Source organism: Embleya sp. NPDC056575, from assembly GCF_042793325.1.
In the GTDB taxonomy this organism is placed as follows: Bacteria; Actinomycetota; Actinomycetes; order Streptomycetales; family Streptomycetaceae; genus Embleya.
The window spans coordinates 273,493-287,830 of record NZ_JBHTVA010000001.1 but is presented as its reverse complement, the minus strand read 5'-3'; the positions used below and the strand labels follow the sequence as shown (position 1 = coordinate 287,830).

General features: G+C 72.8%; 13 protein-coding genes. 3 read left to right on the top strand and 10 right to left on the bottom strand.

The features are described 5' to 3' along the window. Window positions 1-29: 29 nt before the first annotated feature. The 3 genes from ACFRCG_RS01215 to ACFRCG_RS01205 form a co-directional block, all read right to left on the bottom strand. Entirely contained in the window at window positions 30-233 is a 204-nt protein-coding gene (locus tag ACFRCG_RS01215; protein WP_078980715.1) for a cold-shock protein, read from the bottom strand. A gap of 262 nt (window positions 234-495) precedes the next feature. Beyond that, on the bottom strand, window positions 496-2,028 hold the full coding sequence (locus ACFRCG_RS01210) for a long-chain fatty acid--CoA ligase (protein WP_380027443.1): 1,533 nt from the start codon (window positions 2,026-2,028) through the stop codon (window positions 496-498). A gap of 171 nt (window positions 2,029-2,199) precedes the next feature. After that, the gene (locus tag ACFRCG_RS01205; RefSeq protein ID WP_380027383.1) at window positions 2,200-4,719 is read right to left on the bottom strand and encodes an alpha-L-rhamnosidase C-terminal domain-containing protein; all 2,520 of its coding nucleotides are present in this window, start codon (window positions 4,717-4,719) and stop codon (window positions 2,200-2,202) included. An 82-nt stretch (window positions 4,720-4,801) separates the two neighbouring features. On the opposite strand from ACFRCG_RS01205, the gene ACFRCG_RS01200 reads away from it, so the two are divergent. Next, window positions 4,802-5,515, top strand: coding sequence for a TetR/AcrR family transcriptional regulator (locus ACFRCG_RS01200; protein ID WP_380027381.1), 714 nt, complete (start codon window positions 4,802-4,804; stop codon window positions 5,513-5,515). Window positions 5,516-5,572: 57 nt separating this feature from the next. On the opposite strand, the gene ACFRCG_RS01195 is transcribed toward ACFRCG_RS01200, so the two are convergent. Next, a complete protein-coding gene (locus ACFRCG_RS01195) occupies window positions 5,573-6,067 on the bottom strand; it encodes a hypothetical protein (protein WP_380027379.1) in 495 nt (164 codons plus the stop codon). A 183-nt stretch (window positions 6,068-6,250) separates the two neighbouring features. Then, window positions 6,251-6,949 carry a hypothetical protein gene (locus ACFRCG_RS01190; RefSeq protein WP_380027377.1) on the bottom strand — a complete coding sequence of 233 codons (699 nt, stop codon included), beginning with the start codon at window positions 6,947-6,949 and terminating at the stop codon, window positions 6,251-6,253. Window positions 6,950-7,161: 212 nt separating this feature from the next. Here ACFRCG_RS01190 and ACFRCG_RS01185 point away from each other — a divergent pair, with 212 nt between their 5' ends. Together ACFRCG_RS01185 and ACFRCG_RS01180 are read left to right on the top strand one after the other, a co-directional pair. After that, on the top strand, window positions 7,162-9,261 hold the full coding sequence (locus tag ACFRCG_RS01185) for a histidine kinase (RefSeq protein WP_380027375.1): 2,100 nt from the start codon (window positions 7,162-7,164) through the stop codon (window positions 9,259-9,261). Beyond that, window positions 9,261-9,914 carry a response regulator gene (locus tag ACFRCG_RS01180; RefSeq protein WP_380027373.1) on the top strand — a complete coding sequence of 218 codons (654 nt, stop codon included), beginning with the start codon at window positions 9,261-9,263 and terminating at the stop codon, window positions 9,912-9,914. The genes ACFRCG_RS01185 and ACFRCG_RS01180 overlap by 1 nt, the downstream gene beginning before the upstream one ends. Before the next feature lie 114 nt (window positions 9,915-10,028). Here ACFRCG_RS01180 and ACFRCG_RS01175 read toward each other — a convergent pair whose 3' ends face one another. The 5 genes from ACFRCG_RS01175 to ACFRCG_RS01155 form a co-directional block, all read right to left on the bottom strand. Continuing rightward, entirely contained in the window at window positions 10,029-10,511 is a 483-nt protein-coding gene (locus ACFRCG_RS01175) for a VOC family protein (protein ID WP_380027371.1), read from the bottom strand. 112 nt (window positions 10,512-10,623) lie between these two features. Continuing rightward, window positions 10,624-11,397 carry a copper homeostasis protein CutC gene (locus ACFRCG_RS01170; protein ID WP_380027369.1) on the bottom strand — a complete coding sequence of 258 codons (774 nt, stop codon included), beginning with the start codon at window positions 11,395-11,397 and terminating at the stop codon, window positions 10,624-10,626. 90 nt (window positions 11,398-11,487) lie between these two features. Then, window positions 11,488-12,471: an asparaginase gene (locus ACFRCG_RS01165; protein WP_380027441.1), complete on the bottom strand. Its 984-nt coding sequence runs from the start codon at window positions 12,469-12,471 to the stop codon at window positions 11,488-11,490. Window positions 12,472-12,544: 73 nt separating this feature from the next. Continuing rightward, window positions 12,545-13,408, bottom strand: a complete 864-nt coding sequence (locus tag ACFRCG_RS01160) for an amino acid ABC transporter permease (protein WP_380027367.1) — start codon at window positions 13,406-13,408, stop codon at window positions 12,545-12,547. Continuing rightward, window positions 13,405-14,049 (bottom strand): amino acid ABC transporter permease, encoded by a 645-nt coding sequence (locus ACFRCG_RS01155; protein WP_078980330.1) that lies wholly within the window; start codon window positions 14,047-14,049, stop codon window positions 13,405-13,407. The genes ACFRCG_RS01160 and ACFRCG_RS01155 overlap by 4 nt, the downstream gene beginning before the upstream one ends. Window positions 14,050-14,338 lie beyond the last annotated feature (289 nt).

Genomic DNA, 14,338 nt, shown 5'->3' with positions numbered 1-14,338 from the left:
GTGTCACCGCCGCGCCACGAACGGGAGTACTAGCCGGCGACGATGTTCTCCGCCTGCGGGCCCTTCTGGCCCTGGGTGACGTCGAACGTCACCTTCTGGCCCTCCTGCAGCTCGCGGTAGCCGCTGCCGGAGATGTTGGAGTAGTGGGCGAAGACGTCGGGGCCGCCACCGTCCTGCTCGATGAAGCCGAAGCCCTTCTCACTGTTGAACCACTTCACGGTGCCACTGGCCACGCCGAACTCCTCGTTCAGAAAAATGGAACCGTGCCGCGCACGATGCGGGCCCGGAGGTGCTCACCGGACCCGAAGCGGCTGTGCACAGCAAAATCGCCCGTGATCGCGATCACGGGCGAACGAACTTCGGGCCACGACTACTTGGGAACCGAAGGTACCCGAGCCCGCCCTCCCGCGCCACGCGCCCACCCGAACTCGCCCCCGACGGCCGGACATCGTCCGCTCGAAAGCGGCGCCGATCGGCGCCCCGGGGCCGCGCCCGCTAGCGGATGGCGGCCTCCGGATCCGATGGTGTGGCGTCGCGGAGCGCCCGCTTGAGGATCTTGCCGGTCGGGCCCAGCGGGAGGGTGGGCATCGGGTGGAAGACGCGGGGGTACTTGTGCCGGCCGAGGTGTTCGCGGGACCAGGCGATCAGGTCCTCGGGGGTGGGCGGCTCGGTGCCGGGCGCGGCGGGGCGCAGTACGACGGCCGCGTGGATCTCCTCGCCGAGCGCCTCGTGCGCCGTGCCGTAGACCGCGACCTGGGCGATCGCGGGGTGTCGGGCCAGGACCTCCTCGACCTCGCGCGGGTAGACGTTGTACCCGCCGCGGATGACCAGGTCCTTCTTGCGGTCCACGATGCTCAGGAAGCCGTCGTCGTCGACCGCGCCGAGGTCGCCGGTGCGGAACCAGCCGTCCACGATCGCGGCGGCGGTCGCGTCCGGGTCGTCGAGGTAGCCGGCGAACACGTTGTGGCCCCGGACCACCACCTCGCCGACCGCCCCGGCGGGCAGCAGTTCGATGCGCTCGTCCACCTCGGCGGCGGCGATCGCGACCTCCACCCCGCGAATCGCGTGGCCGACCGTGCCGGGCCGGCGCCCGAGCAGGCGCTGGTTGAACGTGGCCGCCGGGGACGTCTCGGTCAGCCCGTACCCCTCGAACACCCGTGTCCCGAACGTGGCCTCGAAGCGCTCCAGACCGGCGACGGGCAGCGCGGCGCCGCCGGACACGGCCAACCGCAGCGTCGGTGCGCTCGCGCCGGACGCCCGCGCCGCCTCGGTGAGCGCGTGGAACATCGTCGGTACACCCATGAACACGCTCACCCCCTCCGCGGCCATCAGATCCAGCGCGGCGGCGGCGTCGAAGCGCGGCATCAGGACCAGCGTCGCGCCGGCGCGCAGCGCGGCGTTCATCGCGCAGGTCTGGCCGTAGCTGTGGAACAGCGGAAGGCAGCCCAACACCACGTCGTCGGGCGTCAGTTCGTGCAGGTCCTGGGCGCAGACCGTGGCGTTGAGCACGATGTTGAGGTGGGTCAGCCGGGCGCCCTTGGGTCGGCCGGTGGTGCCGCTGGTGTACAGGATGGCCGCGATGTCGTCGGCCGCGGTCGGGTGCGCGGCGGTCAGCGGCTCGCCGGGGTGTTCGTGGTCGGCGGCCAGCATCGGTATCCCGGCCGCGTCGGCGGCGGCCCGCGCGGTCGGCCACAACGCACCGCCGCTGATCGTGAGCACCGATCCGCTGTGCCGCAACACGAATTCGACCTCCTCGGCGACCAGCAGCCCGTGCACAGGCACGACGGTGGCACCTGCCGCGATCACCGCGTGGTAGACGCGGGGGAACGCCGCGATGTTGGGCAACATCACCGCGACCCGATCACCGGGCCGCACACCCCGTTCGCGCAGCGCCGCGGCGTAGCGCAGCACGTCGGCCCACAGGTCGCGATAGGTGATCCGGGTGTCGCCCTCGACCACGGCGGTGCGGTCGGGCAAGCGCAGCGCGGTGTCGCTCAGCAGAGCGGCCACGCCGAGGTGTTGGTGCACGAAGGACTCCAAGGGTAGGCGGCGGGGGCCGAGGGGCAGGCCGGAGGAGGCCGCCGCTCGGGTGGGGGCGCGGCCGGACGCGGACACCGTGTCGATGTTTCGTTACGCGTATTGTTAAGTTGGCGCCATGGAATCGTCAATGCCGCGCCCGCCGCGACGGTGCGGCGGGGGTCACACCGGTAGCGCGGCCAGGTCCGCGTCGAAGGTGCCGGCGGGCCGGTCGGCGACGGTGCCGTCGGGGGCCACGAGCCGCACCGGGACCGGGGACTCGACATGCACGCGGGTGCCCTCCACCGCGACGTGGACGAGGCCGTACGGGGTGGGGACCGCGCCCTTGGCCCATTCCAGGTCGCCCAGGCGCGGGGCGACTCGGACCGTCGTGTAGCCGGGCTCGGCGGGGGTGATCCCGAGGGTGTACACGAGCAGATCGCGAGTGGGGGTGGCCGACCAGCCGTGGCAGTAGCTGCCGCCCTCCCAGGTCTCCCGCCACGCGGTGGGGCCCGAGGCGAGCAGGCGCCGCCAGTCGCGGCACAGGTCGGCGATGGTGTCGGCGGCGCCGAGCCGGGCCAGCGCGTCGTGCACGACGTAGCGGAAGAAGGGCTGTGCGCCGACCACTCGGTGCCGCGCGTCCCACGTCACGGCGGGCGGGGTGAAACGGGCCACCTCATGCCCGGTGGGTGCGCCGTCCGCGTCCCCGCCGTGCGCGGCGACCGGTGCCAGGGTGAACATCACGTCCCGCGCGAGCAGGAACCTCCGCACCCGATCCGAGCGTTCGGCCGGCACCAGGTCGGCGCAGACCGCCGCCGCGGTGGTGTGCTCGCTCATCGCGGGCCGCACCACGTCCTCCACCGCGTGATCCCGGTAGCCGCCCCGCTCCTCGTCCCAGAACACCTCGAAGCCGACCCGCACCGCGTCGTGCAACTCCCGCGCCCGGGCGGCCCGGTTGGCGTCACCCAACCAATGCGCCATCTCCGCGAAGTCGCCCAGCGCCCGCGCCCACAGTGCGTTCAGCGCCGCACTGGTGCCCTCGACCTGCACCGGCGACCAGTCGATCAGCACCCAGCCGGTGACGTCGTGCACCAGGCCGTCGGCGCCGAGGAAGGCGGTGAACCAGTCGAGCACGATTTCGGCGGCGGGCAACAGTCGGGCGATCAGCGCCCGATCGCCCGTGTAGCGGTGGAGGTTGTACACCGAACGCACCCAGTGCAGCGACCAGTCGGGGATGCTGACCAGCTCCGGGTCACCGCCGTCGCCGGCGGCCACCATCGGCAACAGGCCGTCGCCGCGCGGGGTCGCGGTGAGCACGGGTTGGTGCCGGGCCAGGCTCCAGTCGGGGTTGGTGACCAGGTCGACCGACTGGTGCACCACCGCGTCGCCGGTCCAGGCCCGCTGCTCCCGGCTGGGGCAGTCGATGTAGGCGTCGTGCGCGGTCAGGTCCACGGTGCGCAGGCCCACTCGGTGGATACGGTCCAACAGCGGGTCGGAGCAGGCGAAGTACGGCCCGGCCGGGCGCGGGCGCAGCCGCTCCAGCACGGCGGGCGCGAGCCGCACCGGCCCGGTGGCATCCACCACGAGGACCAGGTAGCGGCCCCCGGCCGGGTCGCCGAGCCGGAACCGCTCACCCGCCTCGTCCCCGCGCGCGGTGTAGGCGAAGCACGCGGCACCGGCCAGCGCGGCCGGGGTGGGCGATTCGGCGAGCGCGCCGAACACCACGGTTCCCGGGGCCGCTTCGAGGTCGAGGCGCACCGTGCCGCTGACCATGCGGCCCAGATCGGCGATCACCAGTCGGCGGCCGGCGGGCAGCGCGAGGGTGGGCGAGGGGGCGTCGCCGGTCGGGTCGGGGACGGCGTCCGGGCGGGCCTCGGGCCGGATCGTGGTGAGCGCGCCGAGCAGCACGGCGTGTACGTCGGCGGACGCCAACGGGCCCTCGGGGCTCGGCACGACGGGCAGCGGCGCGGAGTCGAACGCGGCCGGTGTGCGGGTGGCGCCGCCGAGCGCCGGCAGCGGGTTGGGCAGCAGCGCGCCGTACGGTTCGGCCGGTGGCCGGGTCGCGCCGGTGCTGCCGACGTGGGCGGCGGGCAACACCGTCGCGGCGTCCCAGCGTTCGTCGTCGAAGTCCGGGCGGGTCCAGGCCGGGTCCAGCCGGCGTGCGTCCAGGATCTCCGGGATCTGCGGGGACACCGCGGACTGCGGGGCACACGGCGTCCAGGCGTCGGCCACCCGGCAGCGCCAGGCTGCGTCGGTACCGATCCAACGCTCCGCGCCGAGGCCGAACTCGGCGACCAGCGCGCCGCCGCCGAGGCTGTACGTGGTCGGCGAGGGCACCCACCACGCCGTGCGGTGGCCGTAGAACCGGGCCAGCACCGCGATCACGTTGCGGCCGGGGCGCAGCGCCGCCGCCGCGTCGCCGAAGTCGTGGTAAAGCCGCCGGCCGCCGTGCCGGATCGGGCCGCGGGCGAGTTCGACGCCGTTGACGTAGAGCACGTGTCGCGAATCCGAGCTGATCCGGAACGGCGCGTGGTCGGGCACCTCGGCCAGCTCGAATGTGCGCCGGAACAACACGCGGCGGTCGAACCGCTCGGGATCGAGCGAGCCGTTCATCGGATTCTGCCGGGACGGCGCGCCCACCGCGGTGTGCTCGGCCCAGACCCACTGACCCCGCCATCGACGGTTCGCGAACGTCTCTCGCATGGTGCGTGTCCTTCCGCTCGGCGGCACACACCATAACCACGTTTTTTACTAACCACTAGATAAAACTGCTAGCCTGCGTTCCGTGACCCCGACAGCACGCGAAGACGACGACCCGAAGCGGTCCCTCCACCCGACCCGGCAACCCCGCAGGGGCCCGGGCCGCAGCGAGCGCGGCGCCCGTCGACGCGAGGAACTGGTCACCATCGCCAGTGAGTTGTTCGCGCGCAGCGGCTTTCGGGGCACGGGCCTCGCGGAGGTGGCGGCCCGCGCCGGGATCACCCAACCGGCGCTGCTCTACTACTTCGGCAGCAAGGAGGGCCTGCTCCAGGCGGTGATCGAGCACCGCGGCGCGCAGAGCATCGAGTTCGCCCAGGAGTCGGTGGCCATCGGCGGGCTGCGGGCGATCCGGGAGATGCCCGCCTCCGCGCACCGCAACGCGCGCGAACCGGGCCTGGCGCGCCTGCTCGCGGTGTTGACCATGGAGAACCTGGACCCGCGGGATCCCGCCCACGACTACTTCGTACAGCGCTACCGGCGGCTGCGCGAGTTGATCGCGCGGATCATCACCGACGCCCAGGCGACCGGCGAGATCCGCGCCGAGGTCGACCCGGGCCTCAAGGCCGCCGAACTGCTCGCCACCATGGACGGCCTGCAGACGCAGTGGCTCCTCGACCCGGGCGAGGTCGACCTGGTCACCGCCATCGAGTCCTACGCCCTGACCCTGATCCGCGACCTGGCCGCGGACCCGGCGGCCTACGCCACCACCGTCACGGGCGAGACCACCGGCCACGAGTGACACCGGGCCGGCGGGACCGGGCGCACGAACCGCCCGGTCCCGCCGCAAGCGGTGTCGCTACGGGCACTTCACCCCGATCGCCTTGGCGGCCAGGCTCAACGGGCCGTCGGCTCCGGTGAGTTCGGTGTTCTCCTCGATCGTCGCGGACGCCGCCTCCACGTCGCCGTCGTTGAACTGCTCGGTCATCGTGGCGACATACGCGGCCTGCCGTTTGTACAGGTCCCACCACGCCTTGACGTCGGCGTCGACACGACCGGGCTTCGGCAGCCCGTCGAGCTTGTCCATCAGCGCCCCGAGCGACAGGTCCAGGGCCCGGAAGCGCTGTTGCAGCGCGGCGACGTCCGTGGTCTCGGTGGAGGCGGCCACGTCGACGTCGTTGAGCTTGTCGGCGATGTTGTCGTACGACTCCGCGCAGGTGCGGTTGATGTCCTTGAGGTACGACGCCCGGTTGACCGCCGTGCCCTTGTCGGAGAAGTCGAAGGGGCCGATGTTCATCGCGATCAGCACACTGACGACCGTCGCCACCGTGCCGACCAGGGTCAGGACCATCATCCACCGGCCGCCGCCCCCGCCCGCTCGGGGCGGTGGGGCGGACGGGTGGAGGGGCATCGGCGGATACGGCGCACCGTGGTTCGGCGGTCCGTACGGGCCGAGCGGTGCCGGTGGTGTCCGGCGCACGTGGAAATCCATCTCGGTGGGTGTTCCGGTTCCGTCGTCCGTCTCCTCGATGCCGGCTCAGCGGGTGATGGTGCTCTTGCCGAAGGTCAGCCCCAGGCCCGCGACCACCAGCCAGAACGGCATCGTCAGCGCGGGCATCCCGGGTACCGACATCACCGCCATCGCGACGCTCGGCGCACCCGCGGCAAGCACCGACACCCAGCCGATCCACCGCGAGACGGTACGCTCCCGCAGCGCCATCCAGGCGATCGCGAACGCGGCGACCAGCACGCCCAGCCAGCCGATCCACGCCCCGAAGTCGTTGAGTACGTAGTAGACATAGCGGGCGGTCTGGTCGAACTGCTCGTCCTCCGGGCCGCCTTCGCCGTAGATGCCCATCGCCCCGCGCCACCCGTAGCCGAGGGTCAGCGCCGCCGCCGAGGCACCCAGACCGGCCGACACCACCCGTGCCGCCGTGCTCCCGGGCACGCGCGGCTCCACGTGCCGCCGCCAGGCCGCGGCGAGCACGATCAGCAGGGCGACCACGACATACCCGACGGCGAAGCCGATCCGGGCCTTGACCACGCTCACGTCGTCGACCCGGGCGAGCGTCATGCCGCCGTCGGCCTCCGCCACGTGCACGTCCATCACGATCGTCGCGAACGCTCCCAGCACACCGGCCGCCACCGCGAGCAGCGGCCAGTGGGTTCGCCGGCGCGCCGGGGCCTCCCCGACCTCGACGCGCCCGCCGACCGGGCTCACATCCGGATACCTCATGTCTCCCCCTCCACATGTCGCCGCCCCGCGTCGCCGTCCCCCCGGCGGCTGCACGTCCCCCATCGGGTGGCGCGTATCGGACTCCCTGCCCGTGCGGCATCGCCAGACTGGCGGGCCCGGAGTCCCGGGTTCCAGGGACATCGACACCGTCTGTCCGGGATCCCCGCGGCGGGACGGGGTACGCCGCGACGCGGTAGGGCAGCATGGGCGCGGTGACCACCCAGCCCGTTCCGCCACCGCTCGGCGCGTGTCCGCCGGACCGGCGCCCGCCCGCGCGCGTGCCCGCCTGGATCCGCGCGCTGCTGCTGCGCATCCCCGAGTCCCGCCTGATCGTGTTCGCGGGCGTGTCGGCCACCGTCGGCATCGCGACGACCGCGGCGTACGTACCCGCCTACCACTGGGTCGCCGAGCGCACCGAGCTGCGCCCGATGTCGTGGGGCGACGTCGTGCTCGGATCGGCGTGGCCGCTGATCGGCGCGCTGATCGTGCGCGGGCGACCGCGCAATCCGGTGGGCTGGCTGCTCCTGGTACCCGCGACGCTGGGCCCGTATCTGCTGCTGTCGTTGTACGCGGTCTCCTCCGCGCGGATCAGCGCCGACCCGCTGCCGGGCGCGGATTTCGCGGCGTGGGTCGGCGCGTGGGGATTCGCCCAGTACTTCGTGGTGGTGCCGCTGCTGCTGATGGTCTTCCCCGACGGATACCTGACCGGTCCCCGGTGGCGGTTCCCGGCGTACGGGATCTGCGTCGTCGCGGCGATCGCGCTGTTCGGGGCGATGTTCCGGGACGGGTCGATCGACATCAGTGAGGACGTGCACAATCCGTGGGCCATTCCCGGCGCGTGGTGGCTGGGATACCTCACGCTCGTCGGCGCGTTCGCGACCCTCGGCCCGGGACTGGTGACCGCGGTGGCGTCCCTGCTCGTGCGCACGCGCCGGGCGGTCGGCGTACAGCGCATCCAACTCCAGTGGCTGCTGCTCGGCGGCCTGATGCTCGGCGCGAACATGCTGCTCGCGCTCGTGGTACCCGACCCCGGGCAGGACCTGTTCTTCGCCGTGGGGTTGCTCAGCCCACCGGTCGGGATCGCCGTCGCGATGTTGCGACACCGGCTGTTCGACGTGGTCCTGGTGCTCAACCGCACCATCGTCTACGTCGTCCTCACGCTGGTCCTGGTCGGTGTCTACACGGCGTTGGTGCTGGGCGTGGGTCGTGTCGCGCCGACCTCGACGAGCGGGATTCTCGCGGTGGCGGTGGTCGCGCTGCTCGCCGCGACGGGGCGCAGCGCCGTGCAGGTGGCGGTGGACCGCTGGTTGTTCGGACACCGGCACGACCCGTACGCCGTGCTTGCCCGGGTCGGCCGGCAGGTGGCGCCGGCGTCGGAGCCCGACGAGGCGCTGCAACGTCTGGTGGACGCGCTGCGTCGCGCGCTGCGGCTGCCGTACGCGGCGTTCCACAGCCATCTCCCGCACCACGGCGCCGCGTTGCGAGTGGAGAGCGGTTGTCCGGTCGCCGGTTGGCGGGCCGTTCCGGCGAGTTCGTTGGGCCGGGACATGGGTGAACTGCGCGTCGGCCTGCGGCCGGGCGACGAGCGCTGGACGCCCGAGGAATACGCCGCGATCGAGGAGGTCGCCGCCCGGGCGGCGACGTTGGCGTACGCGGCGGGACTGGTGACCGACGTGGCCCGCAGCCGTGCCCGGATCGTCGTCGCGCGCGAGGAGGAGCGCCGCCGCCTGCGGGCGGACCTGCACGACGGCGTGGGCCCGGCGCTGGCGGGTGCCGCGCACCAACTCGACGCGCTGGCCCGGCGGATCGCCGCCGCGGGACAGCCGGACCTGGCCGATCGGGCCCGAGGCGTGCGCGATCGACTGCGCCAGACGGTGACCGACCTGCGCTCGGTGGTGCACGGGCTGCGTCCGCCCATCCTCGACCAACTCGGCCTCGCGGGAGCCCTGCGCGACGTGGTCGCCGGCTACGAGACGCCGCGCTGCACGGTCGAACTCGGCCCGGGACTGGACGAGTTGCCCGCGGCGGTGGAGGTCGCGGCCTACGCGATAGCCGCCGAGGCCGTCTCGAACGCGGTGCGGCACAGCGCCGCGGGCGAACTGCGCCTGTCGGCCGCGGTGGTGGACGCGAAGCTCCGGTTGGAGATACGCGACAATGGCCGCGGCCTGCCCGCGCACCCGGCCGCCGGGGTGGGCCTGCGCAGCATGGGCGAACGCGCGGACGAGGTCGGCGGCCGCATGGAGATCCTGCCCGCGCCCGGCGGCGGGGTGGTCGTACGGGCGAGCCTGCCCGACGGGTCGGAGAGGTCGTAGTGGACACATCGGTAAGCGTGCTCGTCGTAGACGACCACCCGGTCTTCCGGGCCGGCATGGTCGCGGTGTTGGAGGACCTGGCCGACCTCGACGTCGTCGGTCAGGCCGGCGACGGGGCCCGGGCGCTGGCCGAGGTGGCGGCGCTGCGGCCGGATGTGGTGCTGATGGACCTGCGGATGCCGGGCGTCGGCGGGTTGGAGGCGACGGCGCGGATCACCACGACCCATCCGGACACGGCGGTGATCGTGCTGACCATGGACGAGGACGAGGACACGGTCTTCGCGGCGCTGCGGGCCGGTGCGCGCGGCTATCTCCTCAAGGAGGCGGACGGGGACGACATCCGCCGCGCGATCCTGGGCGTGGCGCGCGGCGAGGCCGTCTTCGGCCCGCGTGTCGCCCGGCGGGTGTTGTCGTTCTTCGCGTCGGCCCCCGCGCACGCACGCGGCGCGGTGCCGTTCCCGCAGCTGACCGACCGCGAGCGTGAGGTCCTCGACCTGCTCGCGCAGGGGTTGGACAACGCGTCGATCGCGCGGCGGTTGATCCTGTCGGAGAAGACCGTCCGCAATCGGGTGAGCGACGTGCTGACCAAGCTGCGCGCCCGCAGCCGCGCGGAGGCGGTGGCCATCGCCCGCGACGCGGGATTGGGTGGTTGAGGGCGCACATCGCGGCCCCGGCGGCCCGCACGCGCACGGGTCGGGTCGTCCCCCGTGTGGGGGGGCGACCCGACCCGTGCGGTCACGTCATGGGACATCGGGCCGCTCGCCCGACTACTCGCCGTCGTACGCCTTGCGGATCGCGGCGATGTCCAGGCGCTTCATGGTGTACATGGCACTGGTGGCCCGGGTCGCCTTCGCGCCGTCCGGGTCGCCGATCATGTCCATCACCTCGGTCGGCACGACCTGCCAGGACAGGCCGAACCGGTCCTTGAGCCAGCCACAGGGGCCCTCCTCGCCGCCGTCGGCGGTGAGCAGGCCCCAGTAGTGGTCGACCTCGTCCTGGTCGGCGCAGTGGATCTGGAACGAGACGGCCTCGTTGAACTTGAACTGGGGCCCGCCGTTGAGCGCGACGAACTTCTGTCCGTTGATCTCGAACTCGACCACGAGCACCTGGCCGGCCTGGTCCGGGTTGGCCTCGTTGTAGTAGCCGACGCGGCCCTGCTTGCCGTCCTTGAACACGGACAGGTAGAAGTCCGCGGCCTCCTCGGCCTGGCCGTCGAACCACAGGCAGGTGGTGAATCCCTGGGCGGGCATGGAAACCTCCGGTACTCCGTAGTGGACGCTCTCACCAGTACCGACCCGTCCCGACGCACAAACTCATCGGTGTCGGGCGCAGGACTTCCACTTCGGGTCCGGAGGTGTCCGATCAGCCCTTGCGCGCGGCGTCCAGCACGTCGCGGATGCCGTCGGCGGAGGTCACCCGGCGGGCGTATTCCGGTTGGCGCAGCGCGCCGCCCATGTACGGGTGCGGGTTGCGGTGCGTGGCGGGGCTCTCCAGGATCGCGCCCGCCGCGAAGTGCACCTCGCGCGCGCCGGTGGCGGCCAGCACCCGGTCGATGTTGCGCGCGGTGATGCCGCCGCCGGGCATCACCACGATCCGGCCGGCGGCCTGGGTCACCAGGCGGGCGATCAGCGGCGCGCCCTCCAGCACGCTGCTGTCCTGCCCCGAGGTCAGCACCCGGTCGACACCCAACTCGATCAGCTCCTCCAGGGCCGCGTGCGGGTCGCGGGTCATGTCGAAGGCGCGGTGGAAGGTGACCGACAGGTCGCCGGCCGCGGCCAGCAACGCCTCGATCACCGGACGGTCCAGGTCGCCCTCGGGGGTCAGCGCGCCGATCACCACACCCTGTGCGCCGGCGGCCCGGATCGCCTCGACGTCCCGACGCATCGCGGCGGCCTCGTACTCGTCGTAGACGAAGTCGCCCCCGCGCGGACGCACGATCACATGGACCCGGATCGCCTCGACGGCGGCCAGGGTGGTCTCGATCAGGCCCAGGCTCGGCGTGATGCCGCCTTCGAACAGGTCCGCGCACAGCTCGACGCGCTGCGCGCCCACACGTTCCGCGGCGAGCGCGCCCGGCACGTCGTCGATGCAGATCTCGAAGGCGGGCGCGGGGGTGGGGCCGGCGTTGACGGTCATGACGCGAACTCCTGATGGTGCGAAGGGTTGTTCGGTGGGGGTGGGGTGGTGACGGGGGTCGGTGCCGCACCGGGTGGGACGTGCGGTGCGCTACGCCAGGTGGGACGTCACGCGGACCTCGCCGACCGGAAGGCCGCCGCCCAGGACCGGTACGGTGGTCCATTCGTGGGCGGCCGAGACGTCCACGCCGAGTGTGTGCAGCGCGGCCAGCGCCAGTGCGGTGGTGGCCCGGGGGCTGCCGTCGATCACCTTGACCGCGACCGCGTGTCCGGCGGTGGTCGCCGCCACGAACACGCCCTCGGCGCCGCCCTTGACCAGGACGCCCGGGAGCAGCCGCATCACCTCGGTGTTGGCCTGCCCGTCCCCGCCCACGTACGCCGGGTGTTCGCGCATCGCCTTGGCCACCACGCGCCCGGGCCCGGTGGTCGCGGTGGCCAACGCGCGTACGCCCCGGGCGAGTCCGGTCAGGGTCATCGCGAACACCGGTGCGCCGCAGCCGTCCACCGCAGTGTGCGCGACCGATTCGCCGGCCAGTTCCTCGATGCCCTCGCGGACCAGCACCTGCAGCGGATGCCCCGGGTCGAGGTAGCCCTCGGTCGGCCACCCCGACGCGACACACGCCGCCAGCATCGCGGCGTGCTTGCCCGAGCAGTTCATTCGCTCGCGGGTGTTCTCCTCGCCGCGCGCGATCATCTCCCGGTAGGTGTCCTCGTCCTCCGGACGGCTGGGCGGACACCCCAGCGCGTCGAAGGTCAGCCCCGAGCGGGTCAGGATGTCCTCGACCGCGTCCACGTGGAAGTCCTGCCCGGTGTGGCTGCCCGCCGCGATCGCCACGTGCGCCCCGGACAGCGGCGCGCCCGCGCGCAGGCAGGCCAGCGCCTGGAACGGCTTGGCCGAGGAGCGCGGCACCACCGGCTCGTTCGGCACGCCCAACTCGAGCGCCGGCCGGCCGTCCGGAGCGAGTGCGACCAGGCTGCCGAAGTGCCGGCTCTCCACGAACCCCGACCGCACCACCTCGGCGAGTTCGGCGTAGCGCGTGGTCGATGCGTGGGGCACGGTGTCCTGCGGTCGCATGGGGTCCTCCGGGATGGGCCGATCGGTGCGGCCGTCGAACAGGGAAGTCGTCACAGGGGTCGGCTCGTCGCCGTCACAGCGGTTGGTCCGCCGCCGCCTTGGCCCGGACCAGTGTGCGCAGCCGGCGTCGGCCGACGGAGCGGAAGCCCTGTCGGGCCTCCAGGGTGCGGGCCAGCTTGGACAACGACGCGTTGAGCACGATGTAGACCAGCGCGATGATGATGTAGGTCTGGATCAACAGCCGGTTGTAGGTGGCCAACACCCGTCCGCTGTACAGCAGTTCCGAATAGCTGACGATGAAGCCGAGCGAGGTGTCCTTGAGCAGCCCGACGGACTGGCTGACCAGCGACGGCAACAACCGGCGCACCGCCTGCGGCAGCACGATCAGCCGCATCGTCTGACCGTCGGTCAGCCCGACGGCGAGCCCCGCCTCGCGCTGCCCACGATCCAGGGACAGGATGCCCGCCCGGAAGATCTCCGCGAACACCGCCGACGCGGACACCGAGAGCGGCAGGACCAACTTCCAGAACAGCGGCAGGTCCACGCCGTAGTGCGGCAGTCCGAACAGCACCAGGTAGACCAGGAGCAGCACCGGAACAGTGCGCATCACCTCGATGTACACGGTGGCCGACCAGCGCAGCGCCCGCTGCCGGGACAACCGGCCCAGGGCGAGCACGATGCCGCCGACCACGGACAGCGCGGTGGCCACGGCGGCGGCGCGGATGGTGGCCCACAACCCTTCCAGCAGATACCGCCACATCGGCCAGGTGGTGTACGGCCGCCACTTGTCCGCGTCCAACTGGCCGTGATCGGCGAACCGCTTCACGGCCACGGCGAGCAGGGCGGCCACCGCGACGCCGACCACGATCGTGGCGATCCGCATCCGGCGCCGCGCGATCGGGCCGGGTTCGTCGAACAACACTCGGGACGCGCTCATCGAACGATCGCCACCTTCCGCTCGATCATGCCGGTGACGATCCCCGCCGTGGCGCAGATGAGCATGTAGCCGATGCCCGCGCCGACGAACACGGGGATGGGTTGCGCCTCCATGAGGTTGACCCGGTTGGCGGCGGAGGTCAGTTCCACCACGCCGACGGCGGCGGCGAGCGAGGTGTTCATGGTCAGCGCGATGAAGATGTTGCCGATCGGCTGCACCACGCCGCGCAGCGCCTGCGGCAGGATCACCAGCCGCAACGACTGACCGAACGTCAGCCCCAGGGCCCGGGCCGCCTCGGCCTGGCCGATCGAGACCGTGTTGATCCCCGAACGCACCGCCTCGGCGATGTAGGCCGCCTCGTAGAGCGCGATCACGATCACCGCCGTGGTGAACAGCGGGAAGATCACCCCGACTTCGGGCAGGCCGAAGACGAACAGCACGAGCAGGACCAGGAGCGGGGTGTTCTGGAAGGTCTCCACGTACACGGTGCCCACGCCGCGCAGGGCGGCGACGGGGGACACCCGCATGGCGGCCACCACGACGCCGATCAGCAGCGCGCCGAGGAAGGAGAGCGCGGTGAGTTCGAGCGTGGTGACGATGCCGTCGGTGAAGGCGGAGAGATGTCGCAGCACGACATCCATCGGCGAGGACCTTTCGCGAGGGGGTGGGCGGGGGCGAGTCCGGGCGAAGAGTGGCGAGCGGGGGCTCGGCGGGCACGCGCGGCCGGCCGGGGGCCCGAGGCCGAGGGCTCCGGCGCGAGGGCCGCGGAGGGCCGCGAAGGGCTTCGGGGGCCGGGAAGGTCGGGAAGGCCGGGAGAACCGGGAAGACCCGGAGGGGGGGGGGGGGGGGGCCCCCCCCCCCCCCCCCCGCGCGGAGGCCCGGGGGGCCCCCCCCCCCCGGGGGCGGGGGGGGGGGGGGGCCGCACCCCCG

Excerpts from the sequence above, each read along its gene's own strand:
- ACFRCG_RS01155 (WP_078980330.1), bottom strand. The coding sequence starts at position 14,049 with ATGGATGTCGTGCTGCGACATCTCTCCGCCTTCACCGACGGCATCGTC.
- ACFRCG_RS01165 (WP_380027441.1), bottom strand. The coding sequence starts at position 12,471 with ATGCGACCGCAGGACACCGTGCCCCACGCATCGACCACGCGCTACGCC.
- ACFRCG_RS01190 (WP_380027377.1), bottom strand. The coding sequence starts at position 6,949 with ATGAGGTATCCGGATGTGAGCCCGGTCGGCGGGCGCGTCGAGGTCGGG.
- ACFRCG_RS01195 (WP_380027379.1), bottom strand. The coding sequence starts at position 6,067 with ATGATGGTCCTGACCCTGGTCGGCACGGTGGCGACGGTCGTCAGTGTG.
- ACFRCG_RS01205 (WP_380027383.1), bottom strand. The coding sequence starts at position 4,719 with ATGCGAGAGACGTTCGCGAACCGTCGATGGCGGGGTCAGTGGGTCTGG.
- ACFRCG_RS01170 (WP_380027369.1), bottom strand. The coding sequence starts at position 11,397 with ATGACCGTCAACGCCGGCCCCACCCCCGCGCCCGCCTTCGAGATCTGC.
- ACFRCG_RS01175 (WP_380027371.1), bottom strand. The coding sequence starts at position 10,511 with ATGCCCGCCCAGGGATTCACCACCTGCCTGTGGTTCGACGGCCAGGCC.
- ACFRCG_RS01160 (WP_380027367.1), bottom strand. The coding sequence starts at position 13,408 with ATGAGCGCGTCCCGAGTGTTGTTCGACGAACCCGGCCCGATCGCGCGG.